Below are 24718 nucleotides of genomic sequence, written 5' to 3' on the forward strand. Positions count from 1 at the left end.
CGAGGATCAGACCGCGATCGAGTGCCGGGCGGGGCCCTTGCCGAAATAGCTGTCGAATTGTGTCGCAATCATTCGGGTGAAAGGGCGGCCCTCGCTGGTGATTTGATAGCGGCCGTCCTCGAACCTGAAGATCGCACCCTCCGATGCGGCGAGTTCCGCCGCTTGCCGGAAAATCGGGAGCGACAAGGCGCCAAACCTTGCCTTCAGCGCTGCCTCCTCGAAACCGAAATCGCACATCAGGCGTTCGATGACCCAGGACCGCGCCCTGTCATCCGCAGACAGTTCAAAACCGCGCACTGTCGCAAGGCCGGTTTCATCGAACCGACGCATATAGTCGGCGGTCGCCGGGCTGTTTTGCGCATATCCCTGCGGCAACTGGCTGATGGACGACGCGCCGAAACCCAGAAGGGCGGTCGCTTCGTCATTCGTATAGCCCTGAAAATTCCGCTTGAGCTCGCCTTCGCGCGCCGCGACCGCCAAGGCGTCGTCGGGTCGCGCAAAATGGTCGATCCCGATCGCCTGATATCCCGCCTCCTGCAGCCGGCGGGATGCGAGCGACGCCTGGTCGAGACGTTGCTTTTGTCCCGGCAACAGGTTTTCGTCGATCATCGTCTGATGCTTGCGGATCCACGGGACATGCGCGTAGCCGAACAGCGCCAGCCGGTCGGGCTCCAGTGAGACAGCAAGCTCCACGCTTTTTTGAACCGTCTCGAGTGTCTGGAGCGGCAGGCCGTAAAGCAGATCGAGATTGAGCGAGTTCACGCCACGGTCGCGAAGAGCGGAAACAACCTGTGCAGTTTCTTCGAAAGTCTGTATGCGATTGATCGTCTTCTGGATCTCCGGATCGAAATCCTGCACGCCGAGGCTGGCGCGCGTCAGGCCGGTCTCGGCCATTGCGTCGCATTTCTCCGGCGTCATGTCCGTGGGATCGATCTCCACGCAGATTTCAGCGTGGGACTCGAAATTGAAATGCGCGCGCAGATGCCGGGACAGATCGATCAGGTCTTCAGGCGTCAGCATGGTGGGCGATCCGCCGCCAAAATGCAGACGCGTCACACGCGCTGTTCCGTCAAGCTTCGAGGCGGTGAAGGCGATTTCCCGTTTCAGGACCTCAAGATACTTGCGCACCGGATCGTAGCGGTTTGTCTGTTTGGTTGCGCAGCCGCAAAACCAGCACAGGCGGTCGCAATAGGGGATATGGACATAGAGCGACAGCGAACTGTTCGGCGCGAGTTCGGAGAGCCATCGCGCATGGACGGCTTCGTCGATTCTTGAGTGAAAATGCGGCGCTGTCGGATAGCTGGTATAGCGTGGCGCCATGCCTGCGAAGCGCTTCGGTATCTCTGTCTGCATCTGCCGAACCCTGTGCGACGGGATTGTCGTTGTCGCGGTGATGGCAGATTGTTGGTCGCCAGGCTTTGATACCGATCAAGTTTCGTTTGGGTGAACAGGCCTTGTGGCAATTTGCCGTCACGATTTTTTTTGAATTTGACGTCAGGAAGCTGCAAATTAGAATGAATGAATATGTCGGCACAAAAGAAATCGCGAAATGATGCGATCGGGAGGCCGGCTGTGAGGGATAGCGGCAGTAGTTATGAGTGGACAGCGTAAAGATATCCACAATTCGAATATTCCTGTTTTGTGCGAGGCATGTGAGGCCAGACACAAGGGTGTCTGCGGATCGCTTTCAGCGGATCAACTCTCGTATCTATCGAAAAACTCCGTCCGTAAATCCGTTGAGGCGGGCGTTGAACTCATGTCAGATTCGGAGAATGTCTCCAGCTACAACAACATCCTGTCAGGCGTGGTCAAGCTGACCAAGATGCTGCCCGACGGCCGCCAGCAGATCGTCGGATTGCAATTCGCCCCTGATTTTCTCGGACGGCCCTTTCGCGCCTCAAGTCAGACGACTGCAGAGGCCACGACCGATGTCAAGCTGTGCAGCTTTCCGCGGTCCATCGTCGACAAGATGATCAGAGAGACGCCGGAACTCGAGCACAAGCTGCATGAGCAGGCGCTGGCCGAGCTTGACGAGGCGCGCGAATGGATGCTGACGCTCGGCCGCAAGACGGCGGCCGAGAAGGTGGCGAATTTCCTCTACATGATCGCCACACATGTCGAACCAGGCGCCGGCGAGGACGAGGAACTGACTTTCGATCTGCCGCTGACCCGCGCCGATATCGCCGATTTTCTGGGTTTGACCATCGAAACCGTCAGCCGCCAGTTGACCAAACTGCGCAAGGACGGCGTTATCCAGATCGTCAACAATCGCCATATCACAGTGCCGGATATCGAGCGATTGGCCTGGCGCGCTCAGGTCGATTGATTACAGGTTCTGAACATCATCTTTGCGACTTGCGCAGGTTCTGTCTGAACGGTGAAAGGCTTCAGGAGCCTTCTTCCAGCAAACTCGAAAGATACTCCCGTTCATAGGCGCAATGCCGACGGACAGCCTCAAAAACGCTGCGCAGAAGGTATCCCGCGGCTTCCGGATTCTCCGGTTGTCGTTCGCGGCCGAGTTCGCGCAGCAATTCCGACAGTTCCTCCATGCGGAATTCATCTTCGCTGTGCTCGCCGCGAAACCGCTTGATCGCCCGGGAAACGGGCTCGGCTACCGAAGATCGTTGCAGCGCGGATGAAAACAACACATCATCCTCGAAGCGATGCAATCGTGTGATCAACGGCACAAGAGTCTGCGACAGTTCCGCGCATTGCCGCCTGTCATGCCGGTCAGGAAGCAGGTCGGCGATCGTTTCGAGAATATCGCACAGCTCCATCTGCAGATCATGAACCATGGCAAGCGCTGTGGCAGGGTCGGGCTCAGAGGCCTCAAGGCTTTTTGCTCCTTTCTTCAGAAATTCTAGAGCGCTCATCTGCTGCACCGTTCTCCCCGTCAATAGCTGGTGGGACCCTTGCCAGGCGCGCTGTTTTGGGCAAAGAGTTTAGAATGGTTTGAAACCCACCAGGACACGAATCTGCCCCGCCGGGAGATCGCGCGCTTTGATCAGGATCAATGCAGCGCGTCGCTGGAAGGTTAAGACCGGCGCTACCGGAGGCTTATTGCGCCGCCGGGCATTGATATGCTGACAGGGGACGGACATGAATTTCGCAACGGAAACCATCATCATAGCCGTGGGAGCGTTCCTGGCGCTGCTGGGCGCGGCATTCGCGCAGGACAGTCTGTTCGCCGCCCATATGTGGGTGTTGTTCTTCGTGCTCCTCTGTGCGGTCGTGGTGCTCCTGCGCATGACGACATTCACCGAGGACGGAGTGGCCGTCATCGCTCAGGATCGCTCAGGCTATATGGACGGCGTTGTCCGTTTCGGAACGATAGCCACGGTTTTCTGGGGTGTTGTGGGATTTCTGGTCGGGGTCGTCGCGGCGGCGCAACTCGCCTTTCCGGACCTCAATATCGAGCCATGGTTCAATTTCGGTCGGGTGCGTCCCCTGCATACCTCGGCCGTCATCTTCGCATTTGGCGGAAACGCGCTGATTGCAACCTCCTTGTATGTGGTCCAGAGAACGACCCGCGCGCGTCTGTTCGGCGGCAACCTCGCCTGGTTCGTGTTCTGGGGCTATCAGCTCTTCATCGTCATGGCGGCGACCGGCTATCTGCTCGGCATCACAGAGGGTCGCGAATACGCTGAGCCGGAATGGTATGTCGATCTGTGGCTGACGATTGTCTGGGTCGCCTATCTCCTCGTGTTCCTCGGGACGATCCTGAAACGCAAGGAGCCGCATATTTATGTGGCGAACTGGTTCTACCTGTCCTTTATCGTCACCATCGCCATGCTGCATGTGGTGAACAATCTTTCGGTGCCTGTGTCGTTCCTGGGCGTAAAGAGTTATTCGGTTTTCTCGGGCGTTCAGGATGCGCTTACGCAGTGGTGGTACGGCCATAACGCCGTGGGCTTCTTCCTCACCGCGGGCTTCCTCGGCATGATGTATTACTTCATCCCGAAGCAGGCCAACCGTCCTGTCTATTCCTACCGCCTTTCGATCATCCACTTCTGGGCCCTGATCTTCCTCTACATCTGGGCCGGGCCGCACCACTTGCACTATACGGCGCTGCCCGACTGGGCCCAGACGCTCGGCATGGTGTTCTCCATCATGCTGTGGATGCCCAGCTGGGGCGGCATGATCAACGGTCTGATGACGCTGTCCGGGGCCTGGGACAAGATCCGCACCGATCCAATCATCCGCATGATGGTGATCGCGGTCGCCTTCTACGGCATGTCCACCTTCGAGGGACCGATGATGTCCATCAAGGCCGTCAACAGCCTCAGTCACTACACAGACTGGACGATCGGCCATGTGCATTCCGGCGCGCTCGGATGGGTTGGCATGATCTCCTTCGGCGCCGTCTACTTCCTGGTTCCGAAGCTGTGGCATCGCGAACGGCTGTATTCACTCAGAATGGTCAACTGGCACTTCTGGCTCGCCACGCTCGGCATCGTCATCTACGCGGCTGTCATGTGGGTCGCCGGCATCCAGCAGGGTCTGATGTGGCGCGAATACGACAGCCAGGGTTTCCTCGTGTACTCCTTCGCTGAAACGGTGGCGGCCATGAAGCCCTACTACATAGTGCGCACGCTCGGAGGCTTGCTGTATCTCGCTGGCGGGATCGTCATGGCCTACAACGTCACCATGACCATCCTTGGCCACCAGCGTCAGGAAACACCCATTCCCGGCAGCCAGCCGGTCGCGCAACCGGCTTGAGGGGTCTGAACAATGTCATCTTTTCTCGACAAGCACAAAATTCTCGAAACCAACGCAACGCTGCTGCTGGTCTGCTCGCTTCTTGTGGTTACGATCGGCGGAATCGTCGAAATCGCGCCTCTCTTCTACCTGCAGAACACCATCGAAAAGGTGGAAGGCATGCGGCCCTATTCGCCGCTGGAACTCGCCGGTCGCGATATCTATGTGCGTGAGGGATGTTATGTCTGCCACAGCCAGATGATCCGGCCGTTCCGCGACGAGGTCGAACGCTACGGACCTTATTCGCTGGCGGCTGAATCGATGTATGACCATCCGTTCCAGTGGGGCTCGAAGCGCACCGGTCCGGATCTGGCGCGCGTCGGCGCCCGCTATTCCAATGAGTGGCATGTACAGCATCTGATCGAGCCGCGTTCGGTGGTGCCGGAATCCATCATGCCGAGTTACAGTTTCCTGCTGGATAAAGAGCTCGAAATTCGGGACATCGAGGGTCACCTGAAAACCAACAGGATTGTCGGCGTTCCCTACACGGACGAGATGCTTGAAAACGCTTACGCCGATTTGATCGCTCAGGCCAATCCGGACGCCGATACGGCCGGCGTGGAGGAACGGTACCCGAAAGCGGTGATCGCGGATTTCGACGGCGATCCTGGCCGGTTGACGGAAATGGATGCGCTCATAGCCTATCTGCAGATGCTCGGCACGCTGGTTGACTTCTCCACGTACGATCCAACCTCGGGATATCGTTAGGGGATCGTCATGGATTACCAGTCGATGCGAACTTTCGCAGACAGTTGGGGGCTTCTCTTCCTGTTCCTGGTCTTTGTCGGGGTGATTATCTACACCTTCCGGCCCGGCAGCAGGAAAGAAGCGGACAAGATAGCCGAGATTCCGTTGAAGGACGACGAATCTCCGGACGAGAACGACAGGGAAGACGATGATGTCGGAAAAACAAATTGACGAAATCAGCGGCGTCGAGACGACGGGACATGAGTGGGACGGTATTACCGAGCTCAACAATCCGCTCCCGCGCTGGTGGCTGTATTTCTTCTACGCGACCATCGTCTGGGCGATCGGCTACACCATCCTCTATCCCGCCTGGCCGCTGATCAATTCCGCCACGACGGGGATTCTTGGCTATTCGAGCCGCGCCAGCGTGGCTGACGAAATGGCGAAGGCTGAAAAAGTACAGGAAGTGTACGACAAGCGGATCGAGGAAGAATCGCTCGAAAACATCCTCGCTGACCAGGAATTGCGGCAGTTCGCCGTGGCTGGCGGTTCGGCGGCCTTCAAGATCAACTGCGTGCAGTGTCACGGTTCCGGCGCGCAAGGGGCTGCCGGCTATCCGAACCTGAACGACGACAGCTGGATTTGGGGCGGCGACATCAATCAGATCTATCAGACCGTCGCCCATGGCGTGCGTTTCGACGGAGACGACGATACGCATTTCTCGGAAATGCCGGCCTTTGGGGACATCCTCGATTCGCAACAGATTCGCGAAGTCTCGGCCTATGTCGTGAGCTTGACCGGCGCGCCTTCCAATCCCGATCTGGTGGAGCCTGGAAAGCAGGTCTTTCTCGACAATTGCGCTGCTTGTCATGGCGAAAACGCGCAAGGCGACATCGAACAGGGCGCGCCCAATCTCGCCGACCAGATATGGCTCTACGCCGGAACGGAAGCCGATATTGCGAAGCAGGTCCGCAAGCCGCAGCATGGCGTGATGCCGGCATGGCTCGGGCGGTTGGGCGAATCCACTGCAAAGCAGCTTGCCGTCTTCGTCCATTCGCTCGGCGGCGGTCAGTAACTGCGAGGCTCTTTCTTCGCCTGGAAGGCCTGGGATGACGAGCCGCATTTGATCGGCGTCAAGGCGCAGACAAGCTCGAAATGTCATGACGCCAAGGTGGCGGCCCTCGCAGATGACGGGCCGCCGGTTTGCGTGACAGGAATGAATGATGAGTGAAACGACCACTCGACCAGCCGATGTGGAACAATTCGACGCCGAAGCGGTGAACGCCGCTTGGGCGCGCAAGCCGCTTTATGAAGCGCGCAAGAAGATTTTCCCGAAAAGGGCGCAAGGACGGTTCCGCAATTTCAAGTGGATCGTCATGATCGTGACGCTGGGCATCTATTACATAACGCCCTGGCTTCGCTGGGATCGTGGACCCTATGCGCCCGATCAGGCCGTGCTCGTCGACATTGCCAATCGTCGATTCTATTTCTTCTTCATAGAAATCTGGCCGCAGGAGTTTTTCTTCGTCGCCGGCTTGCTCGTCATGGCCGGGTTCGGATTATTCCTCGTCACATCGGCCGTCGGCCGCGCCTGGTGCGGCTACACCTGTCCGCAAACGGTCTGGGTCGACCTCTTTCTCGTGGTGGAAAGGGCGATCGAGGGCGATCGAAATCAGCGCATCAAGCTGGAAAACGCCGGTTGGTCGGTCGCAAAGCTGTTCAAGCGCGTCTCCAAACACGCGATCTGGCTGTTGATAGCTGTCGCCACCGGCGGCGCCTGGATTTTCTACTTCGCCGATGCTCCGACGTTGCTGTGGCAAGTGCTGACGGGAGCGGCCGCGCCCGTCGCCTACATCACCATTGCGGTGCTGACGGTGACGACCTATTCGCTCGGCGGGCTAATGCGGGAACAGGTCTGCACATATATGTGTCCCTGGCCGCGCATTCAGGCGGCGATGCTCGACGAGAAATCGCTTGTCGTCACCTACAATGACTGGCGCGGCGAACCACGCTCGCGACACGCCAAGAAGGCGAAGGCTGAGGGAAAGGTTGTCGGCGACTGCGTCGACTGCAACGCCTGCGTTGTCGTCTGTCCAATGGGCATTGACATACGCGATGGTCAGCAACTCGAATGCATCACCTGCGCGTTGTGCATCGACGCCTGCGACAATGTCATGGACAAGCTCGGCCGCGAGCGCGGTCTGATTTCCTACGCCACGCTTTCGGATTACGAAAACAACATGGCGATCGCCACGAATGGCGGAACGACGGATATCGATCCCGGGCAGGTCCGAAACGCTGATGGCAGTTTCAGCGACAGGGTCACGCATTTCAACTGGCGCATCATCTTCCGCTTTCGCACGTTGCTTTACCTTGGCGTATGGGCGCTGGTCGGGCTGGCGTTGCTCTACGCCCTGCTTGCGCGCGACCGCCTGGAGGTCAATGTTCTCCATGATCGCAATCCGCAATTCGTCACGCTGTCTGACGGCGACATTCGCAATGGCTACACCGTCAAGCTGCTCAACATGATTCCGGAGCCCCGCGTCATTTTCCTGTCGCTCGACGGGTTGCCAGGCGCGACAATGAGGATCAACGACATCGATCAGCCGGAAGGAACGTCCTTCGCTGTTCCCGTTGAACCTGATAGGCTAAGGACGCTGAAGGTTTATGTCCGCCAGCCGCTTGGCGAAGTTACGGGGGACCGGCAGTCCTTCCATTTCATCGCCGAAGACAAGGCAAGCGGAGAGTACGACCGGTACAACGCCGTGTTCAACGCACCGGAGTAAAGGCGATGAGCCTGTTCAACAGTATTTTTCGCCCGGCCGAATTTACCGGTCGGCACATGCTCGGGATCATTGTTGCTTTCTTTGCAGTGGTGATTGGCGTCAATCTGACGATGGCCTATTTCGCGAGCCACAGCTGGAGCGGTCTCATCGTTCACAACACCTATGTCGCCAGCCAGCACTTCGACGAGGATGTCGAGGCGACAAAGGCGTTGCACAAGCGCGGTTGGGTGTCGGATCTGGATGTTGACGGCGAGACCATTGTCTACACGCTTGACGATGCATCGGGCGCGCCGATCGAGGCCGACGAGGTTGTGGTCCTGTTTCAGCGGCCGGCCAGCGAACTCCAGGATCGCGAGGTGCGGCTTTTGCCCAGCAGCCGCGGCCGGTTTGAATCGCAAAGCGCCATCGCGACGGGACAATGGCTCGCCCGCATCAGCGTAAAGGATGGCGATTCTGTACTGTTTAGCGAAACCCGGCGCTTCATTATTCGTAATCCGGGCGCAGACAAATGAGCTGCTGCGCCGCCGGAAGCGAAGCCTCCGCGGAACTCGATACGCTGCGCGCCGGCGGGCATTCCGACGCCGAATTGCGCGCGGCCAGCAGGCCGGCGGGCGATGGTCTGAAGCAGCTTGATCTTGCGCTGCCCGGCGTTCATTGCGGCGGGTGCATACGGACGGTCGAAACGGGTCTGAAAAAGCTTCCTCTCGTGGACGAAGCGCGGGTCAATCTCTCCACCAAGCGTGTGCGCGTCATTTGGCGCGAAGACGGCGCGCCCTCCGACATCGTCAATGCGTTGCAAGATCTTGGCTATGAAGCGCATATTTTCGATTTCTCGGCCGACAAAAAAGACAAGACGCTCGGCGTCCTCCTGAGATCGCTGGCGGTTGCCGGATTTGCAGCCGCCAATATCATGCTGTTGTCTGTTTCGGTCTGGTCCGGCGCAGATGCGGCGACGCGCGACATGTTCCATTGGATATCCGCGCTGATCGCAATCCCGGCGCTGGCCTATTCCGGGCAGGTATTTTATCGCTCCGCCTTTGCGGCGTTGCGCAAGGGCAGGCTCAACATGGACGTCCCGATCACGCTCGCCGTGATCCTCGCCTTTGCGATGAGCCTTTACGAGACCATGCATTCGGGCGAGCGCGTCTATTTCGACGCGTCCGTGACGCTGATGTTCTTCCTGTTGATCGGGCGAACTCTGGATCATGTGATGCGCGAGCAGGCCCGCAATGCGGTCGCCGGTCTTCGCAAGCTCGCGCCCGGCGGCGCTTCCATACTCAATGAAGACGGCGGCCGAACCTTCATCGAGACCGAAGCGATCGAGCCTGGCATGCATGTCCTGCTCGCTGCGGGTGATCGTGTCCCGGTCGACGGTCGGGTCATTGTCGGCGAGAGCGACATGGACGCCTCGCTTGTGTCCGGGGAAAGCGCGCCGTTGCGCATTTCGCCTGGTTCCCTGATCCAGGCGGGAACGCTCAACCTCACCGGCCCTTTGACAATCGAGGCGACGGCCTCGGCTGGCGATTCCTTCCTCGCCGAGATGGTTCGCCTGATGGAGGCGGCCGAAGGCGGCAAGGCGCGTTATCGCCGTATCGCAGACCGGGCCGCAGAACTCTATGCGCCCGCCGTCCATCTGGCGGCGCTGCTGGCTTTTGTCGGCTGGCTGATTGTCTCCCGAGACTTCGGTCACGCGCTGTATATCGCCATTGCCGTGCTGATCATCACCTGTCCCTGTGCGCTTGGCCTGGCGGTTCCGGTGGTCCAGGTGGTTGCCGCGGGCCGCCTGTTCAAGAACGGGATCATGGTCAAGGACGGGTCCGCCATGGAGCGCATGGCCGAGGCGGATATGGCCGTTTTCGACAAGACAGGCACCCTGACAATGGGTGAGCCGGTTCTGGTCAACGCACAAGACGTCGATCCGCAAAGTCTCGCCATCGCTGCGGCGATCGGTCGGCATTCGCGGCATCCGCTGGCCCGCGCTCTCGCTGGCTTGGCGCCGCAAGGCGGAGATTTGGAAGAGAGGCTCACGGGGCTGCGCGAAGCGCCGGGCAAGGGCGTCGAATGCGTGGTCGGCGGCCGGACATACCGTCTCGGGCGCGCGGAATGGGCGCTGGAAGAAGGCGAAGACGAAAGCGCCATGGCGGCGACGACACAGGCCGTGCTTGGAGTGGACGGACGGTTTCTCGCCGCTTTCCTTTTCGAAGACAGACTGCGTCCGGGCGCGGCCGAAAGCATTGCGACGCTCAAGAACCGCGGGATCGATGTCGAGATTCTGTCGGGCGACAGGCTGGGCGCCGTCGAAAGGCTTGCCCGGCTGCTGGGCGTTGCTGCCTTCCGCGCCGGAGTGTTGCCGTCCGGCAAGCAGGATCGTATCGCGGCGCTCGCCAGTGAAGGACGCAAGGTGTTGATGGTCGGCGATGGACTGAATGACGCCCCGGCGCTCAGTCGCGCGCATGTTTCCATGGCGCCGGCGACTGCCGCCGATGTCGGGCGCAACGCCGCCGACTTCGTGTTCCTGCATAGCGGCCTCGAGGCTGTCGCGATTGCGCTTGACACCTCGGTGCGCGCAGGCAAGCTTATCCGGCAGAATTTCGCACTTGCAATCCTCTACAATCTGATCGCCATACCGACGGCGATTCTCGGATTCGCCAGCCCGCTGGTCGCCGCGATCGCGATGTCATCCTCCTCGATTGTCGTCATCCTGAATTCGCTCCGCCTGCGCCTTGGCTCTGATGGATTGGCGGTTGCGGCCAAGTCTGTGGAGTCTGCTGAGCGGGAGGTTTCGGCGGCGTCAGGCGCAGGAGCCCGAGTTTGACAGGTCTCCTGTTCCTCATCCCGATCGCCCTGTTTCTTGGCGCGCTGGGACTGATTGCGTTTCTGTGGTCGATCAAAAGCGGTCAGTACGACGATCTGGAAGGCGCCGCCTATCGTATCCTGGATGATGATGACGAGGGGCCGAAGGACAGCGAGGGAGCCGCTACCCGCACACCGTACACGTCAGCGGATGGGCGGGATCCTGAAGGCCGTCAATCACATTGAAGTGGTGCCGGTCCGGTTCTTCAACGCTTGCCGTGGCGGCGCCCAGACCATTCCAGATATTGGCGAGCAATGCGTTTTGACGCAGGAACTCCTGGCGCTCGCCGCCGCCAACCCAGCAAACGAGTTGTGTGCCGGCGATCGGTTCAAGCAGCGCCGGGCTTTCCATCAGCGCTTCCCTGCGATCGATCTTCAGGGTGTCGTTCATTTCCGTATGCATGAGCGGCCTCAGATCATGCACGCCGCTGATCGAGACAACGCGTTCTATGCGTGCGACGACATCGCCGTCGAGCGACGTATTCTTGCAAACCATGCGCGAGACGAGGTGGCCGCCGGCGGAGTGGCCTGTCAGCCGTATCGGTCCTGAAACGCGTGAGGCGGCGAAGGCGATCGCCTTTCCGATCTCGGCGGTGATGCCGGCGATGCGAATGTCCGGACACAGCGTATAGCTGGGCATCGCGACGCTGTAGCCCTGTTCGAGCGCGCCCTGGGCGAGATGCGACCAGGATGCGTTGTCGAACGCCTTCCAGTAGCCGCCATGGATGAAGACGACGAGGCCGCGCGATTGTCCCTTCGGGTGAAAGAGATCCAGCCGGTTGCGGTCTCCCGGCCCATAGGCGAGGCCGTTTTCAGCCCTGTCGTCGCGCGCCAACGCGTCGCGGAAATTGCGGGCCTTGAGCGTCCAGGACGCGGGGTAATCCTGCCCGCCGGGAATATGGGGAAAATTCGCGTAGGCGTCGTCCCAATCCGAAATCTGGTGCATCAGCATGGCGGCGTGCGGCTCCCGTTTCCTGTCGCAGTATTGCAATTGACGGGTCATACACAAATTACGGGACAAATGCACGTTTGCAGCGCGCCCGCCGCGAATGCGCGCCGCCCTTCATTGCGACAAAATTCCCGTCGACTGTCTTGCAACGATCTGCGCCCGGTGTGATACACGGTCTACCGAATTGCGAGGGTCAGAGATGAACTGTGTTTTCGTGCAACTGCAATGCCATCCGGGCAAGGCCTACGCCGTAGCCGACGCGCTCTATGAGCGCGAGATCATTTCGGAGCTTTATTCCACATCCGGGGAGTTCGATCTCCTGATGAAGATCTACGTTCCGAAAGGCGAGGATATTGGAAAATATATCCACGACAACGTGCTGGACATTAGCGGAATCGCGCGTTCGCTCACAACGATGACATTCACTGCATTTTAAGCGGAACCGGATCATGAGCGACAGTCCGATTGTCATCGTCGGCGCAGGGCAGTGCGGACAGAAGGCGGCCGAGACGCTGCGACAGCAGGGATTCGAGGGGCGGATCATACTGATCGGCGACGAGGCTCATCCGCCGTACCAGAGACCGCCGCTTTCCAAGGCCTATCTCAAGGGCGAACTGGAAGCTTCGCGCCTCTTTCTCAAGGCCGACGACTACTACGAAAAGTCCGGCATCGAGCTCAAGCTGTCTTCGCCGGTCGCATCATTCGACCCGGCGGAACACACGGTTACGCTCGAAAGCGGCGAGACCATCGCCTATTCGAAGCTGCTCCTGGCCACGGGGACGAAGGCGCGGGAAATCAACCTGCCCGGAACCGATCTGGACGGCGTCCATACGCTTCGCAACATCAACGATGTGGACCGGATTTCCGAGCTCCTGAATCCGGACATGCGGATCGTCATCATTGGCGGCGGATATATCGGGCTGGAAGTCGCCTCGGCATTGCGCGCGCGGGGCAATCCGGTCACGGTTCTCGAAGGCGCGGACCGGATTATGCAGCGTGTCGTGAGCCCGGATCTCTCCGCCTTCTTCCACGCCCTGCATACCGAAATGGGCGTTGAGATAAAGACGCAGGCGCGGCTGGCCGCTCTCGAAGGCTCAGATCGCGTCGAGGCGGTTCGGCTGGAGAATGGCGACGCCGTTCCGGCGGATCTGGTTCTCGTGGCCGTCGGGGCGCTTCCGGTAACGGATCTTGCAGAGCAGGCAGGCGTCGATGTCGACAACGGCGTCACTGTCGACGGTCAATGCCGGACATCGGAAAAAGACGTTTACGCCGCAGGCGATTGCGCGTCGTTCTTTTCAAAGCGCTATGGTCGCCACATCCGGCTCGAAAGCGTTCAGAACGCCATCGATCAGGGCAAGCTCGCCGCCATGGCGATGCTGTCCGAGCAACCCGACTATGATCCTGTGCCATGGTTCTGGTCTGATCAGTATGACGTCAAATTGCAGATCGCCGGGCTCAATCAAGGCTATGACAGGGCGGAGCTGGACGGGAGCATGGGCGACCGGTCCTTCGCCGTGCGCTATTTCCTCGGCGACAAGCTCCTGTGCGTCGATGCGGTGAATATGGCGCGCGCCCATATGATGGCGCGCCGGGAATTGGCGTCCGGCTGAATGCCGGAGATTTAACGTTGATTTTCCAATCCCTTTAAACTTTGCTTGTCCTCAGCAGTGGAGAACAAGACATGGCTGATCTTCCGGCTCATGCACAGGTGGTGATCATCGGCGGCGGCGCCGTCGGCGCCAGTTGCCTCTATCATCTCGCCCTGTCCGGCGTCGTGGAAACGGTCCTGATCGAGAAGAACGAACTTACTTCCGGATCGACGTGGCATGCAGCGGGCAACACGCCGAGTTTCTCCGGCAACCTGACCATCATGAAATTGCAGAATTACGGGTCCCGGCTGTACGACCGGCTGGGTGAGGACGTCGGATACCCGATGACCAGGCATCGCACCGGGTCGGTTCGCCTTGCCCAGTACAAGGAGCGCATGCAGGAATTCGAGCATGTGGCGGCCATGGCGAACGCCGCAGGCATCGACATGCGGCCGCTCACGGTTTCCGGGATGGTCGACGATTATTATCCCTGGATGAATGGCGAGGGACTGGTGGGCGGTCTTTGGGATCCGGACGACGGCGACATCGATCCGGCGCAACTCACCCAGGCCTTCGCCAAGGGCGCTCGCGATCGCGGCGCGAAGATTGTCCGTTTTACGAAGGTCACCGGCCTCAATCAGAGAAAGGACGGCAGCTGGGACGTTGCGACCGACAAGGGCGATATCAAGGCCGATGTCGTTGTCAACGCTGCCGGCTATCACGCCGACGAAATAGGCGGGATGGTTGGGCGCGAGATACCGATGGTCACCATGTCCCATCAATATCTCGTCACGGAAGCTGTGTCCGAACTCGAGGGGCTTTCGAACCATATCCCGCTTCTGCGCGATCCGGACGACAGTTACTATCTGCGTCAGGAGCGACAGGGCCTCATCCTCGGGCCCTATGAATGGCGGGCGACGCCCCACTGGCTAACTGGCGGAACGCCGGAGGATTTTTCGTTTCAGCTCTTCGAGGATGATCTCGACCGGCTCGAATGGTGTATCGACGCCGCCTGCAAACGCGTTCCGATGCTTTCGACCGCCGGCGTCCAGAAAGTGATCAACGGTCCAATCCCCTATGCGCCGGATGGTCTGCCTCTGTTGGGGCCGGCGCCGGGTCTGTCAAATTTCTACGAGGCCTGCGTCTTCACCTTCGGAATTGCCCAGGCCGGTGGGGCGGGCAAAGCCATTGCCGAATATATCGTCGATGGCGGGCCTGAACTTGATCTTTGGTGCGTCGATCCACGCAGGTTCGGCGACTACGCCACGAAAACCTACGCCACGGTCAAGGCGATCGAGGTCTACCAGAACGAATACGCAATCAACCTGCCGCATCGTCCATGGCCGGCCGGAAGGCCGGCCAAAACCTCGCCGCTGTATGACAGGCTGGCGTCGCTGGGCGCGCAATTCGGTTCCTTCGGAGGCTGGGAACGGCCGCTCTGGTTCGCCGGCGACGGGGACAGGGCGGAGCCGGACCTGACGTTCGGCAGACCGCACTTCCATGAAGCGATCGCTCGCGAAGTCGAGACGGTGACGACCAATGTCGGACTGCTGGACCTGACGGGCTTCAGCCGGTTCGAGATCGCTGGCGAAAACGCCGCAGGCTGGCTTGATTGCGTGATGGCGGGGAGACTGCCGCGAACCGGGCGGGTCACACTTGGCTATTTCTGTTCTCCCGCCGGCGCCCTGGCATCGGAATTGACGATTACTCGCCTCGAAGAAGACCGCTTCTGGCTGGTCGGCGCCGCCTCGGGTCATTGGCACGACAGAGACCTGTTGCAGGCGCACATGCCAAATGACGGATTCGTAACGGTCGAGGATTTGACGCCGAGGCATGTTACGCTCGCGCTTGCCGGGCCAAAGTCCCGGGCGTTGCTGCAATCGGTCGCGGGGGAAGATATCGGCGACGCCGTTTTGCCCTGGATGGCCGTGCGTCCTGTGACCATCGGCATGGCGCGGGGATATGTCATGCGCATGTCCTATACAGGAGAACTCGGGTTCGAACTGCATATGCCCGCTGAAGTCGCGATCCCGGTTCACCACCAATTGCTTGCCGCCGGAAAGGAGTTCGGGCTCGGCTGCTTCGGCATGTACGCCCTCGATTCCATGCGTATCGAGAAGGGCTTCCGGTCCTGGAAGCAGGACCTTTCCACGGAATTCTCGCCGCTGGCGTCGGGCCTGCAACGTTTCGTTGACCTCGACAAACCGTCATTTGTCGGTCGTGACGCGCTTGTCAGGGAGCAGGAAAACGGGTCGCCGCTTCATTTCGTGATGATGGAGCTGGAGCCGGGCGACGGCGCGGAGGCGCCAGGCGGCGCTCCTGTCTATTCCGGTTCAAGGCCGGTTGGTCTGGTGACGTCAGGCGGTTACGGTCATCGCACCGGAAAATCCCTCGCTCTCGGCTATGTCCCGCCGAAATTCAATGCTGCGGGATGTGAACTCGAAATCGGCGTCTTCGGCGAGCGTCGCCCGGCTCGTGTGCTTGCAGAAGCCCCGTTCGATCCGGACAATCTTCGGCCGCGTTCAAAAGGCTGAAAGCCGACAAAAGTGTATCGAGATGTATCAGCCGTCAGGCCTATTACATTTTGCGAAGGGTTATTTGCGCAAGCTTCCTTGTCTTGCCTCTTTGATGCGCCACCTCTTTTTTCACGTAGTTGAGAGTGGCGCATGTTGACCAATATACTGAATTCCCGACTCTTCTTCTGGTTCCTGCTGGCCTTGCCGGGAATTCCCATGCTGATCGGACTGTTGGGTGGAGGCGCCCTCGAAGACGGACAGCCGGTCGTCCAGGCCCTGCTGCATCCGACTGGTGAGTTCGCAGCCCGGTTCATGATCGTCGCCATGATGATCACGCCGCTGCGCATGCTTTTCCCGAAAGCGCGATGGCCGGTCTGGCTGATGCGCAGACGTCGATATCTGGGCGTCGCCGCCTTTGGATACGCTCTTGCCCATACTCTGCTTTACCTTGTCGACATGGGTGCGTTGAAACTCGTGCTCGATGAAATCGGAGCGCCCGGCATATGGACCGGCTGGATCGCTTTCGCGATCTTCATCCCGCTCGCCATGACCAGCAACAATGCCGCGCAGCGATACCTGCTCTCATGGTGGAAATCGCTGCAGCGCTGGGTTTATGCGGCCGCGCTGCTGACGCTCGCCCACTGGATATTGATCCACGACAACATGGCGGCGGCGCTCGTCAACTTCGCGCCGCTTGCGCTGCTCGAAACCTACAGACTTTGGAAGACGCTCACTCTTCGGCTCAATCCCCAGACTGCCCGTTAACGATGACAAAAGGAAACGACATGACTCTTGCCCGCGCTATCGCCTGCGCAGCCATTCTTGTCGCCGTTACAACGCCCGCCTTGGCGACCGGCCTCATGACCTGCGATTCCGGCGACAAGACATCCTGGCAATCCACGGATCAGCTCAAGGACAAGATGGTAGCCGACGGCTGGCAAGTCACCCGGATCAAGGAAGACGGCGGATGTTATGAAGCCTACGGCACAACGCCGGAAGGACAGCGCGTCGAGGCCTATTACGATCCGTTGACGCTGGAGCTTCTGTTGGTCGCGCGTCGCGGTCAGGTTCTTTTCAAAAAGGAGGACTGACCGGCTATCGTCAGGTCAGCCCTTGCCTTTCCAGGGGATCAGCCAGCGCTCAAGGTAGCGCATCAGGATCTCGATGATGTAACCGATGATGCCAATGATGATGATGCCAATGACGACCGTGTCGGTCTGCAGGAAGTTCTTGGCGATCATGATCATCGAACCCACGCCGCGGTCGGCGGCGACGAGTTCGGCGGCGACGACCGTGCCCCAGCACACGCCCATGGACGTGCGCAGGCCCGTAAAGATCTCGGGCAGCGCATTGGGCAGGATGACGTGGCGCAGAATTTGGGCCTTGGATGCGCCGAGCGAGTAGGCGGCGTGCACTTTCGATATCCGCACGCTGGAAACGCCGGAGCGCGCCGCGATGGTCATGATGAACAGCGACGCCAGGAACAGCAGGAAGATCTTCGCCGTCTCGTCGATCCCGAACCAGAGGATGATCAGCGGAATGAGCGCAAGCGGCGGGATGGGGCGCATGAATTCGACGACCGGATCGAACAGGCCGCGCGCCACCGAGGAAAGGCCCATGGCGAAGCCCAGCGGTATTCCGACAAGAGCGCCGAAGAAGACGCCGGACAGCACCCGGAAGACGCTGATGCCGACATGCTCCCACAACGGGACGCCGCGAAACCCTTCGGTGACCAGCAGGTAGATCCGGTTCCATGTTCCGCCGATGGTCGGCCAGTAGAACGGTTCGATGACGCCGGCGATCGAGGTCAGCACCCAAAGGGCGCCAAGGCCGAAAACGATGATAATGCTGTAGAAGCGGCCGGAATTGATTGCGCTCGCGTCGCCGAATTTCGCTGTCTTCTGTCGTGTGAAGGCGTTGTCGGCGAGGCCCAGCCATATGGCGATGTCGGAAGGTTCTTTCTTTTCTGACATGTCTCTATCCTGTCGCCTGTCCCATGATCTCCTCCTCCATTTCCCAGATCATGGACAGGATTTCCTCGCGCCTGGCCACGAATTCGGAACCGGCCTTGATGTCGCGCGGGCTCTTTGTCATGCCCTCGTCTGCGAAGGGCAGGTCATAGATTTTCTCGATACGTCCGGGCCGCGGAGCCATCACGATCAGTTTTTCGCCGAGGAAAAGCGCCTCTTCGACCGAATGAGTGATCAGAATGATGGTCTTCCCGGTGTCTTTCCATAGCTTCAGCACGAGGCCCTGCATCTTCTCCCGCGTCAGGGCGTCAAGCGCGCCCAGCGGCTCGTCCATCAGGATAACGTCCGGATCGTTTGCGAGGCATCGGGCCAGCGCCACGCGCTGCTGCATGCCGCCGGACAGTTGATAGACAGGCTTCTTGCCAAAATCGGCGAGGCCGACCGTCGCCAGCAGGTGTTCCACCTTGTCGCGTGTCTCGGCCCGTGGTTTGCCGGCCATGTTCGGGCCAAAGGCGACATTGTCGGCGACCGTAAGCCATTCAAACAGCGCGCCTTGCTGGAAGACCATGCCGCGTTCGGAGCCTGGTCCCCGCACGACATTGCCGTTCAGCCGAACTTCGCCGGCGGTTGGCGCCAGGAAACCGGCGATGATGTTCAGCAACGTCGTCTTGCCGCATCCCGACGGACCCAGCACGGAAACGAGTTCGCCTTCGCGAACATCCAGGTTCACGTCCTGCAGGGCGTGGACTTCTCCACCCCCGGACAGCGTAAAGACCATGGACACGCCATCGATCGCAATACCGGACATCGCTTACTCCTGACCGGTTCTGAAATGAGAAAAGGGAGCCGTGAAACGGCTCCCCGTGGCGGCGCCCGTTGGCTAGGGCAGGTAGTTCGGATCGACGAACTGTTCGTAGCTGTCGAGCGCTTCGTCCATGCCGCCGGCTGCAACCATGACGTCGGCGACGCCCTTGGTCATTTCCTGAACGCCGCCGCCCATCCAGTTCTTGCTCTTCTGGTCCGCGGCTGTCGGGAACCCGAAATTGGCGATCATGTCCTTGGTCGCCTGCGCGTCCATGCCGGACGCCTGGGCAATCACCGGCAGCGCCTCGTCCGGATTGGCCTTGTAGGCTTCGTTGGCCTTTTCGGTTACATCGAGGAATTTTTCGACGAGATCGGGGTGCTCCGTGGCGAACTCGTCGGTGACTGTGATGATGTCAAACGTGTTGATGCCGACGGCTTCCTGCTCGGCGCCGGTCATCAGCGGCTTGCCGTATTCACGCATGCGGGTCAACGCGCCGCCAAAGCCGCAGGCCATGACGACATCGCCGCGCGCCAGCGCGACCGCGCCGTCCGGCGGGTTCATCTGCACCAGATTGACGTTGTTCGGGTCGACGCCGAGGTGATCGAGGGTCTTCAGCAACTTGTAATGCGTGACGTTGCCGATCGGCGTCGCGACCTTCTTGCCTTCGAGCTCCTTTGCATTGTCCTTGGTGATGCCGGCGTCGTCGCGCACGATGCAATTGTCGTTTTCGGCATAGGTGACGGCAATGCCGACCAGCTTGAGCGGAGCGCCGGTGCTGACGCCGACAACGAATGGGACGAAGCCCTGGCTGTAAGCGATCTGGACGTCTCCGGAGACCATCGCCTGGGTCATCTCGTTGCCGTTTCCGAAGGCGCGCCAGTTAACCTTGACGCCCATTTCCTCGTCATAGGTTCCCTTCATCTGGGCGACCTGGTTGGCCGTCGGCCATTCCAGGAAGTAGGCGACAGTGATTTCATCCATCGCCAGGGCGGCTGGAATGGAAGCGGAGGCCGATATCATCGCTCCGGCGGCGATCGCGGCGAGTTTCGACTTGAAGGACATTTTATTCCCCTTTGATTGTTATGGAGGCGACCGGTTTTCCGGTTTCTTCAAACTGTGAAGGCGCAAGTTCAAGCGCCGTCATCGCACTGCAATATTCCGCGAAAACGGCTCGACGTCCAGTATTCATCAACTCAACAGCGCCTGCACCATTAGGCCGCAATAGATGACGCCAAAGGTAGTGCCAGCCCTGACTCCTGCTTGGCGCCAGTCTCGAAACCTTGTTGAAATAGTCCTTTGAATACAGGCGTGTCGGGTCGCCTAATCCTTTTACCGCAGGCAACTGGCGCCCAAAACGCTCCATATCGCGGTTGCAGTTTGTGATTGCCAGCGTCTCAACCATCCCGTTAGATATTTTCCGGCGCGAACAGTTTGGGGACTTCGATCATGCTCGACGGCGCAATGACCGTATGGTTTTTGATGACGGGACTCAGTCTTGCGTTCGTCATCTGGGACTCCGTAAGCAATGGGGTCACAAGCTGGGTGCAGCGCGCCGCCTGGATTTTGGTGACGGCCTATACAGGCGTCTTCGGTCTGTTCTTCTATCTGGTAACCTGCCGCCGGCCCTTTGTAGGCGGGCACGATCAATTCACCAAACCGGTCTGGAAGCAGGCGGTCAACAGCGAGATGCATTGCCTGGCCGGCGATGCGACGGGCATCCTGGCGGCGGCCCTCATCCTTTCGCTGTTCGAACTGGCCAACGGCTGGGACGCAGTCGCGGAATACGCCGCCGGGTTCATCTTCGGTCTTTTCATATTCCAGGCGCTGATGATGCTCGGAATGTACCAGGGCGACTACATGCTGGCGGTCCGAAAAACCGTGTTCGCCGAAACTGTGTCGATGAACTTCGTGATGGCCGGCATGATCCCGGTCATGGTGATCCTGGCGGTCTATTGGCCGGAGTCGCGCCATCCCGGAGCGGCGTCCTTCTGGTTCCGCATGAGCCTGGCAAGCGTCGTCGGCGGTTTTATCGCCTATCCGATCAATTACTGGCTGGTGTCGAGCCATCTCAAACACGGCTGCATGACTTTGCCGGGCGCCGACGGGCCGGCGCCGCAACTCGGGCACGGTTCACCGGAGACGTCGATGCAGCATGAACAGGGGCGCCATCACGGCGTGGACAACCGGCATTCCGAACACATGGACCATGCGGCGCATTCCGGCCATGGCGGCCATGAAGGAATGCAGATGCGATCGCTGTCCCCGCCTGTCGCCACAGCGTGGGTCGTGTTTTCCTTCGCTGTCCTGTTCGCGGCGCTGATCGCCACGAACATCTACACGCCGATCAGGTTCTGAGGTTAGGCGCCCGCTTGCGGACGCATGTCGGCGGGATTGATGCCTGCAACCGCTACCGGCTTCTTCATGGCGTCTCGCCGGAACGGTTCGCCGAGTTCCTGGTTGAGGATCACTTCTATGAAGGTCGTCACGCCATCGGCCTGGTCTTTGCAAGATTGCGCCAGGGCCGTTGTCAGTTCCTCCTGGGTGCGCGCCGTTACGCCTTTAAGGCCACAGCCCTCCGCGACCTTCGCATAGGAAAGATGCGGATCAAGCTCCGTGCCGACGAAGTTGTTGTCGAACCACAGCGTCGTGTTCCGTTTCTCGGCGCCCCACTGGTAGTTCCGGAACACCACCATGGTGATCGCCGGCCATTCTTCGCGGCCGCAGGAGGTCATCTCGCTCATTGATATGCCGAACGCGCCGTCGCCTGCAAAGCCGACGACGGGCGTGTCAGGACAGCCGATCTTCGCTCCGAGAATGGCCGGAAAGCCATATCCGCAGGGACCGAACAGGCCAGGCGCCAGGTATTTGCGACCTTCCTCGAACGTCGGATAGGCGTTGCCGATCGCGCAATTGTTGCCGATGTCGCTGGAGATGATCGCATCTTGGGGAAGGCCCGCCTGGATCGCCCGCCATGCCATACGCGGCGACATGCGGTCCGGCTCGCGATTGCGCGCTTCCTCGTTCCATACGGTTCCCGGATCGTCTTCTTCATGGTCCATGCCGCTCAGCGTCTGGAGCCAGGCGGACTTTGTCTGATGGATGAGGGCTTTTCGATCGTCGCGTGCCTTGTCTCCGGCTACGGGCGTGAGTTTCTCGAGTATCCTTTGCGCAACCTGCTTTGCGTCGCCGCAAATGCCGACGGTCACTTTCTTGGTCAATCCTATGCGGTCGGCGTTGATGTCGACCTGGATGATTTTCGCGTCTTTCGGCCAGTAGTCGATGCCGTAACCGGGCAGGGTGGAGAACGGGTTGAGGCGGGTGCCGAGCGCAAGCACCACGTCGGCCTTGGAGATCAGCTCCATCGCCGCGCGCGATCCGTTGTAGCCGAGCGGTCCGCACGCAAGCGGATGACTTCCCGGAAAGCTGTCATTGTGCTGGTAGCCGCTGGCGACCGGCGCGTCGAGACGTTCCGCCAGCGCTTTGCATGCGTCAATTGCGCCGCCGATGACAACGCCGGCGCCTGAAAGGATGACCGGAAACTCCGCGTCGGAGAGGAGTGCGGCTGCCTCGGCGATCGCGTCTTCGCCGCCGGCCGGGCGTTCCAGCATGACGATCTGCGGCAGTTCGATATCGATGACCTGGGTCCAGAAATCGCGCGGCACGTTGATCTGCGCCGGGGCGGAGCCGCGCCAGGCTTTCAGAATAACGCGGTTCAGCACTTCCGCCATACGCGAGGGATCGCGCACCTCTTCCTGATAGCAGACCATGTCGCGGAACAGCGCCATCTGTTCGACTTCCTGGAAACCGCCCTGGCCGATGGTCTTGTTGGCCGCCTGCGGCGTCACCAGCAGCATGGGCGTATGGTTCCAGTAGGCGGTCTTTATCGGTGTGACGAAATTGGTGATGCCCGGACCGTTCTGGGCGACTGCCATCGCCATCTTGCCGGTCGCTCTCGTATATCCGTCGCAGATAATGCCGGCGTTGCATTCGTGCGCACAGTCCCAGAAGGTGATGCCCGCCTGCGGAAAAAGATCGGATATGGGCATCATGGCGGAACCGATGATACCGAACGAATGTTCGATCCCGTGCATCTGCAGCACCTTCACGAATGCCTCTTCGGTTGTCATCTTCATCGCTTGTTTCCTCTCTTTGATCCCTGGCGTACGTTTCCCGCCTGTTTGACTGATAGGTGTTTTGACCGGTTCATGCTTAGGACCAGATCGATCCAATGATCTGCGCCAGTGGCGACGAACTGCCTCTACTGGTCCTGCCGCATCGCCTTGACGATATGGGCGAGGCGTTCGATTCCCGGTTCGATCCGTTCTTCCGAAATAGAGGAAAAGCCGAGGCGGAAATAGTTGCGGTGCATGTCCGGTTCGCTGAAATAGATGTCGCCCGGCTCTATGATGACGCCGTCTTCCAGGGCTCTGGCCGCAAGTTCGGTGCTGTCAAGCCATTCAGGACCTTTGACCCAGTAGGACGTGCCGCCAAAACAGGGGGCTTCCGCCCAGCCTGGAAACCATGCGTCGAGCGCCTTTCCCATGGCCATCCAACGGTTACGGTAGCTGCGGTGAAGCCGCCCGATCAACGTGTCGTGGTGGCCGAGCGCAAGGAACAGCGCGACCACGCCCTGATTGTTGCCAGGCGGGTGGCGCAGCATCAGACGCCGCAGGGCGCGGGCTTCGCGAATGAGCGGCGCCGGCGCCACCATGAAGCCCATCCGCAGACCCGGCATCAGGGATTTCGACAGGCTGCCGACATAAAGAACGCGATGCGCGCCATCGAGCGATTTCAGCGCCGGCGTCGGCTCGCCTTCGTAGTTGGTTTCCGATTCATAATCGTCTTCGATGATCAGGCTGTCCGCCTCTTCGGCCCAGGCGAGAAGCTGCTTGCGGCGCTCCAGCGACATCGTCACATTGGTTGGATATTGATGGCTCGGAGTGACGAAGACCAGTTCCGATCCGGCCAGTTCCTCGCCCACCACGATGCCTTCGCTGTCGACGGGAACCGGGCTGATCGTGTCCGTTCGCAAGCTGAAGATGTTGCGGATATCCGGATAGCCGGGATTTTCGATCGCCACTTTTGTGCCCTGCTTCACCAGCAGGCTGGAGAGAATATAAAGCGCGTTCTGTGCGCCGAGGGTCAACAGGATTTCATCCGGCTCGGCAAAGATGCCGCGCCGGGTCAGGATGCGCTGACGAATCTGCTCTATCAGCATTCTGTCGTCTTCGGCGAAATGGTCGTTGGTCCAGGCGTCCAGCCATTTGCGCCCCATCGACTGCCGCATGCAGTCGCGCCAGGCGGCGATCGGAAACAGCGCGGCGTCAGCCTGTCCGTAGATGAACGGGTAGGGGTAGTCATGCCAGTTGGACGGTTTGACGATGTTCGTCTGGTCGCTCGGATGAACCCGAAACCGCGCAGCCCAGTCGGTCGTCGGCGTCTTTTTCGATGGATTGGCGGCTGGTTTGAGACCCGAAATGGCGCCGTCATGGATGTCCGGCGATACGTAGAAACCGGAGCGCTCCCGCGCCACAAGGTATCCGTCGGACGCCAGCGCCTGATAGGCCAGCATCACGGTGTTGCGCGAGACGTGGAGCCGTTTCGCCATCGAGCGCGTAGAGGGTATTGGCGCGCCGACCGGAAGCTGTCCGGACAGCATGGCCGAGACCAGCATCTCCCGGATCTGGGTCTGCAGCGTCGTCATTTCCATGCGTTCGACATGGAACAGGGAATTGCGCATGGCGTCGTCGTTCCGGTTGGTTGTGTAAAACGGCGGAACTGGCCCTATAGTGTGGCCAATATTCC

The 24718-nt window shown here is 59.9% G+C and carries 22 protein-coding genes and 2 pseudogenes; 15 read left to right on the plus strand and 9 right to left on the minus strand.

Going from position 1 to position 24718, the window contains the following annotated elements:
- Window positions 1–6: 6 nt before the first annotated feature.
- Window positions 7–1353, minus strand: a complete 1347-nt coding sequence (hemN, locus tag K1W69_RS02420) for an oxygen-independent coproporphyrinogen III oxidase (protein WP_220226737.1) — start codon at window positions 1351–1353, stop codon at window positions 7–9.
- Window positions 1354–1594: 241 nt separating this feature from the next.
- Between hemN and K1W69_RS02425 the strand changes: the two genes are divergently transcribed.
- On the plus strand, window positions 1595–2326 hold the full coding sequence (locus K1W69_RS02425) for a Crp/Fnr family transcriptional regulator (RefSeq protein ID WP_220226738.1): 732 nt from the start codon (window positions 1595–1597) through the stop codon (window positions 2324–2326).
- Window positions 2327–2387: 61 nt separating this feature from the next.
- On the opposite strand, the gene K1W69_RS02430 is transcribed toward K1W69_RS02425, so the two are convergent.
- Complete coding sequence (locus K1W69_RS02430) at window positions 2388–2873, minus strand: hemerythrin domain-containing protein (RefSeq protein ID WP_220226739.1); 486 nt, start codon at window positions 2871–2873, stop codon at window positions 2388–2390.
- 226 nt (window positions 2874–3099) lie between these two features.
- Here K1W69_RS02430 and ccoN point away from each other — a divergent pair, with 226 nt between their 5' ends.
- The 8 genes and pseudogenes from ccoN to ccoS form a co-directional block, all read left to right on the plus strand.
- Window positions 3100–4719 (plus strand): cytochrome-c oxidase, cbb3-type subunit I, encoded by a 1620-nt coding sequence (gene ccoN / locus K1W69_RS02435; RefSeq protein WP_220226740.1) that lies wholly within the window; start codon window positions 3100–3102, stop codon window positions 4717–4719.
- Window positions 4720–4731: 12 nt separating this feature from the next.
- The gene (gene ccoO, locus K1W69_RS02440) at window positions 4732–5466 is read left to right on the plus strand and encodes a cytochrome-c oxidase, cbb3-type subunit II (protein ID WP_220226741.1); all 735 of its coding nucleotides are present in this window, start codon (window positions 4732–4734) and stop codon (window positions 5464–5466) included.
- A 9-nt stretch (window positions 5467–5475) separates the two neighbouring features.
- Window positions 5476–5628 (plus strand): annotated as a pseudogene (locus K1W69_RS02445) (cbb3-type cytochrome c oxidase subunit 3); the annotation flags it as partial.
- Between the two features lie 28 nt (window positions 5629–5656).
- Window positions 5657–6520, plus strand: coding sequence for a cytochrome-c oxidase, cbb3-type subunit III (ccoP, locus tag K1W69_RS02450; RefSeq protein ID WP_220226743.1), 864 nt, complete (start codon window positions 5657–5659; stop codon window positions 6518–6520).
- 148 nt (window positions 6521–6668) lie between these two features.
- On the plus strand, window positions 6669–8231 hold the full coding sequence (ccoG, locus tag K1W69_RS02455; protein WP_220226744.1) for a cytochrome c oxidase accessory protein CcoG: 1563 nt from the start codon (window positions 6669–6671) through the stop codon (window positions 8229–8231).
- Window positions 8232–8236: 5 nt separating this feature from the next.
- Complete coding sequence (locus K1W69_RS02460; protein WP_220226745.1) at window positions 8237–8743, plus strand: FixH family protein; 507 nt, start codon at window positions 8237–8239, stop codon at window positions 8741–8743.
- Complete coding sequence (locus K1W69_RS02465; RefSeq protein ID WP_220226746.1) at window positions 8740–11046, plus strand: heavy metal translocating P-type ATPase; 2307 nt, start codon at window positions 8740–8742, stop codon at window positions 11044–11046. Before K1W69_RS02460 ends, K1W69_RS02465 begins: the two co-directional genes overlap by 4 nt.
- Window positions 11043–11189: pseudogene (gene ccoS, locus K1W69_RS26880) on the plus strand (cbb3-type cytochrome oxidase assembly protein CcoS); the annotation flags it as partial. The gene K1W69_RS02465 and the pseudogene ccoS, both read left to right, overlap by 4 nt.
- A 19-nt stretch (window positions 11190–11208) precedes the next feature.
- On the opposite strand, the gene K1W69_RS02475 reads toward ccoS, so the two are convergent.
- Complete coding sequence (locus K1W69_RS02475; RefSeq protein WP_220227805.1) at window positions 11209–12036, minus strand: hormone-sensitive lipase; 828 nt, start codon at window positions 12034–12036, stop codon at window positions 11209–11211.
- A 196-nt stretch (window positions 12037–12232) separates the two neighbouring features.
- Between K1W69_RS02475 and K1W69_RS02480 the strand changes: the two genes are divergently transcribed.
- The 5 genes from K1W69_RS02480 to K1W69_RS02500 all read left to right on the plus strand — a co-directional run bounded on the left by K1W69_RS02480 (window position 12233) and on the right by K1W69_RS02500 (window position 17229).
- Window positions 12233–12469: an Lrp/AsnC ligand binding domain-containing protein gene (locus K1W69_RS02480; RefSeq protein WP_220226748.1), complete on the plus strand. Its 237-nt coding sequence runs from the start codon at window positions 12233–12235 to the stop codon at window positions 12467–12469.
- Between the two features lie 13 nt (window positions 12470–12482).
- Complete coding sequence (locus K1W69_RS02485; RefSeq protein ID WP_220226749.1) at window positions 12483–13643, plus strand: NAD(P)/FAD-dependent oxidoreductase; 1161 nt, start codon at window positions 12483–12485, stop codon at window positions 13641–13643.
- Between the two features lie 71 nt (window positions 13644–13714).
- Window positions 13715–16156, plus strand: a complete 2442-nt coding sequence (locus tag K1W69_RS02490; protein WP_220226750.1) for a GcvT family protein — start codon at window positions 13715–13717, stop codon at window positions 16154–16156.
- 132 nt (window positions 16157–16288) lie between these two features.
- The gene (locus tag K1W69_RS02495) at window positions 16289–16903 is read left to right on the plus strand and encodes a protein-methionine-sulfoxide reductase heme-binding subunit MsrQ (RefSeq protein WP_220226751.1); all 615 of its coding nucleotides are present in this window, start codon (window positions 16289–16291) and stop codon (window positions 16901–16903) included.
- A gap of 20 nt (window positions 16904–16923) precedes the next feature.
- Complete coding sequence (locus tag K1W69_RS02500; RefSeq protein WP_220226752.1) at window positions 16924–17229, plus strand: PepSY domain-containing protein; 306 nt, start codon at window positions 16924–16926, stop codon at window positions 17227–17229.
- Between the two features lie 15 nt (window positions 17230–17244).
- On the opposite strand, the gene K1W69_RS02505 is transcribed toward K1W69_RS02500, so the two are convergent.
- From K1W69_RS02505 to K1W69_RS02520, 4 genes are all read right to left on the minus strand, one after another.
- On the minus strand, window positions 17245–18111 hold the full coding sequence (locus K1W69_RS02505) for an ABC transporter permease (RefSeq protein WP_220226753.1): 867 nt from the start codon (window positions 18109–18111) through the stop codon (window positions 17245–17247).
- 4 nt (window positions 18112–18115) lie between these two features.
- Window positions 18116–18916: a taurine ABC transporter ATP-binding protein gene (locus tag K1W69_RS02510; protein WP_220226754.1), complete on the minus strand. Its 801-nt coding sequence runs from the start codon at window positions 18914–18916 to the stop codon at window positions 18116–18118.
- 72 nt (window positions 18917–18988) lie between these two features.
- The gene (locus K1W69_RS02515) at window positions 18989–19975 is read right to left on the minus strand and encodes a taurine ABC transporter substrate-binding protein (protein WP_220226755.1); all 987 of its coding nucleotides are present in this window, start codon (window positions 19973–19975) and stop codon (window positions 18989–18991) included.
- A 1-nt stretch (window position 19976) separates the two neighbouring features.
- A complete protein-coding gene (locus K1W69_RS02520) occupies window positions 19977–20315 on the minus strand; it encodes a hypothetical protein (protein ID WP_220226756.1) in 339 nt (112 codons plus the stop codon).
- A 44-nt stretch (window positions 20316–20359) separates the two neighbouring features.
- Here K1W69_RS02520 and K1W69_RS02525 point away from each other — a divergent pair, with 44 nt between their 5' ends.
- On the plus strand, window positions 20360–21268 hold the full coding sequence (locus tag K1W69_RS02525; protein WP_220226757.1) for a DUF4396 domain-containing protein: 909 nt from the start codon (window positions 20360–20362) through the stop codon (window positions 21266–21268).
- Between the two features lie 2 nt (window positions 21269–21270).
- Here K1W69_RS02525 and xsc read toward each other — a convergent pair whose 3' ends face one another.
- Together xsc and pdxR are read right to left on the minus strand one after the other, a co-directional pair.
- Window positions 21271–23046: a sulfoacetaldehyde acetyltransferase gene (xsc, locus tag K1W69_RS02530; protein ID WP_220226758.1), complete on the minus strand. Its 1776-nt coding sequence runs from the start codon at window positions 23044–23046 to the stop codon at window positions 21271–21273.
- A gap of 125 nt (window positions 23047–23171) precedes the next feature.
- Window positions 23172–24653, minus strand: a complete 1482-nt coding sequence (gene pdxR / locus K1W69_RS02535) for a MocR-like pyridoxine biosynthesis transcription factor PdxR (RefSeq protein WP_220226759.1) — start codon at window positions 24651–24653, stop codon at window positions 23172–23174.
- Between the last annotated feature and the right edge of the window lie 65 nt (window positions 24654–24718).

It is taken from the genome of Flavimaribacter sediminis, assembly GCF_019492055.1.
GTDB lineage: Bacteria > Pseudomonadota > Alphaproteobacteria > Rhizobiales > Rhizobiaceae > Flavimaribacter > Flavimaribacter sediminis.

Excerpts from the sequence above, each read along its gene's own strand:
- hemN (WP_220226737.1), bottom strand. The coding sequence starts at position 1,353 with ATGCAGACAGAGATACCGAAGCGCTTCGCAGGCATGGCGCCACGCTAT.
- K1W69_RS02425 (WP_220226738.1), top strand. The coding sequence starts at position 1,595 with ATGAGTGGACAGCGTAAAGATATCCACAATTCGAATATTCCTGTTTTG.
- K1W69_RS02430 (WP_220226739.1), bottom strand. The coding sequence starts at position 2,873 with ATGAGCGCTCTAGAATTTCTGAAGAAAGGAGCAAAAAGCCTTGAGGCC.
- ccoN (WP_220226740.1), top strand. The coding sequence starts at position 3,100 with ATGAATTTCGCAACGGAAACCATCATCATAGCCGTGGGAGCGTTCCTG.
- ccoO (WP_220226741.1), top strand. The coding sequence starts at position 4,732 with ATGTCATCTTTTCTCGACAAGCACAAAATTCTCGAAACCAACGCAACG.
- ccoP (WP_220226743.1), top strand. The coding sequence starts at position 5,657 with ATGTCGGAAAAACAAATTGACGAAATCAGCGGCGTCGAGACGACGGGA.
- ccoG (WP_220226744.1), top strand. The coding sequence starts at position 6,669 with ATGAGTGAAACGACCACTCGACCAGCCGATGTGGAACAATTCGACGCC.
- K1W69_RS02460 (WP_220226745.1), top strand. The coding sequence starts at position 8,237 with ATGAGCCTGTTCAACAGTATTTTTCGCCCGGCCGAATTTACCGGTCGG.
- K1W69_RS02465 (WP_220226746.1), top strand. The coding sequence starts at position 8,740 with ATGAGCTGCTGCGCCGCCGGAAGCGAAGCCTCCGCGGAACTCGATACG.
- K1W69_RS02475 (WP_220227805.1), bottom strand. The coding sequence starts at position 12,036 with ATGCTGATGCACCAGATTTCGGATTGGGACGACGCCTACGCGAATTTT.
- K1W69_RS02480 (WP_220226748.1), top strand. The coding sequence starts at position 12,233 with ATGAACTGTGTTTTCGTGCAACTGCAATGCCATCCGGGCAAGGCCTAC.
- K1W69_RS02485 (WP_220226749.1), top strand. The coding sequence starts at position 12,483 with ATGAGCGACAGTCCGATTGTCATCGTCGGCGCAGGGCAGTGCGGACAG.
- K1W69_RS02490 (WP_220226750.1), top strand. The coding sequence starts at position 13,715 with ATGGCTGATCTTCCGGCTCATGCACAGGTGGTGATCATCGGCGGCGGC.
- K1W69_RS02495 (WP_220226751.1), top strand. The coding sequence starts at position 16,289 with ATGTTGACCAATATACTGAATTCCCGACTCTTCTTCTGGTTCCTGCTG.
- K1W69_RS02500 (WP_220226752.1), top strand. The coding sequence starts at position 16,924 with ATGACTCTTGCCCGCGCTATCGCCTGCGCAGCCATTCTTGTCGCCGTT.
- K1W69_RS02505 (WP_220226753.1), bottom strand. The coding sequence starts at position 18,111 with ATGTCAGAAAAGAAAGAACCTTCCGACATCGCCATATGGCTGGGCCTC.
- K1W69_RS02510 (WP_220226754.1), bottom strand. The coding sequence starts at position 18,916 with ATGTCCGGTATTGCGATCGATGGCGTGTCCATGGTCTTTACGCTGTCC.
- K1W69_RS02515 (WP_220226755.1), bottom strand. The coding sequence starts at position 19,975 with ATGTCCTTCAAGTCGAAACTCGCCGCGATCGCCGCCGGAGCGATGATA.
- K1W69_RS02520 (WP_220226756.1), bottom strand. The coding sequence starts at position 20,315 with ATGGTTGAGACGCTGGCAATCACAAACTGCAACCGCGATATGGAGCGT.
- K1W69_RS02525 (WP_220226757.1), top strand. The coding sequence starts at position 20,360 with ATGCTCGACGGCGCAATGACCGTATGGTTTTTGATGACGGGACTCAGT.
- xsc (WP_220226758.1), bottom strand. The coding sequence starts at position 23,046 with ATGAAGATGACAACCGAAGAGGCATTCGTGAAGGTGCTGCAGATGCAC.
- pdxR (WP_220226759.1), bottom strand. The coding sequence starts at position 24,653 with ATGCGCAATTCCCTGTTCCATGTCGAACGCATGGAAATGACGACGCTG.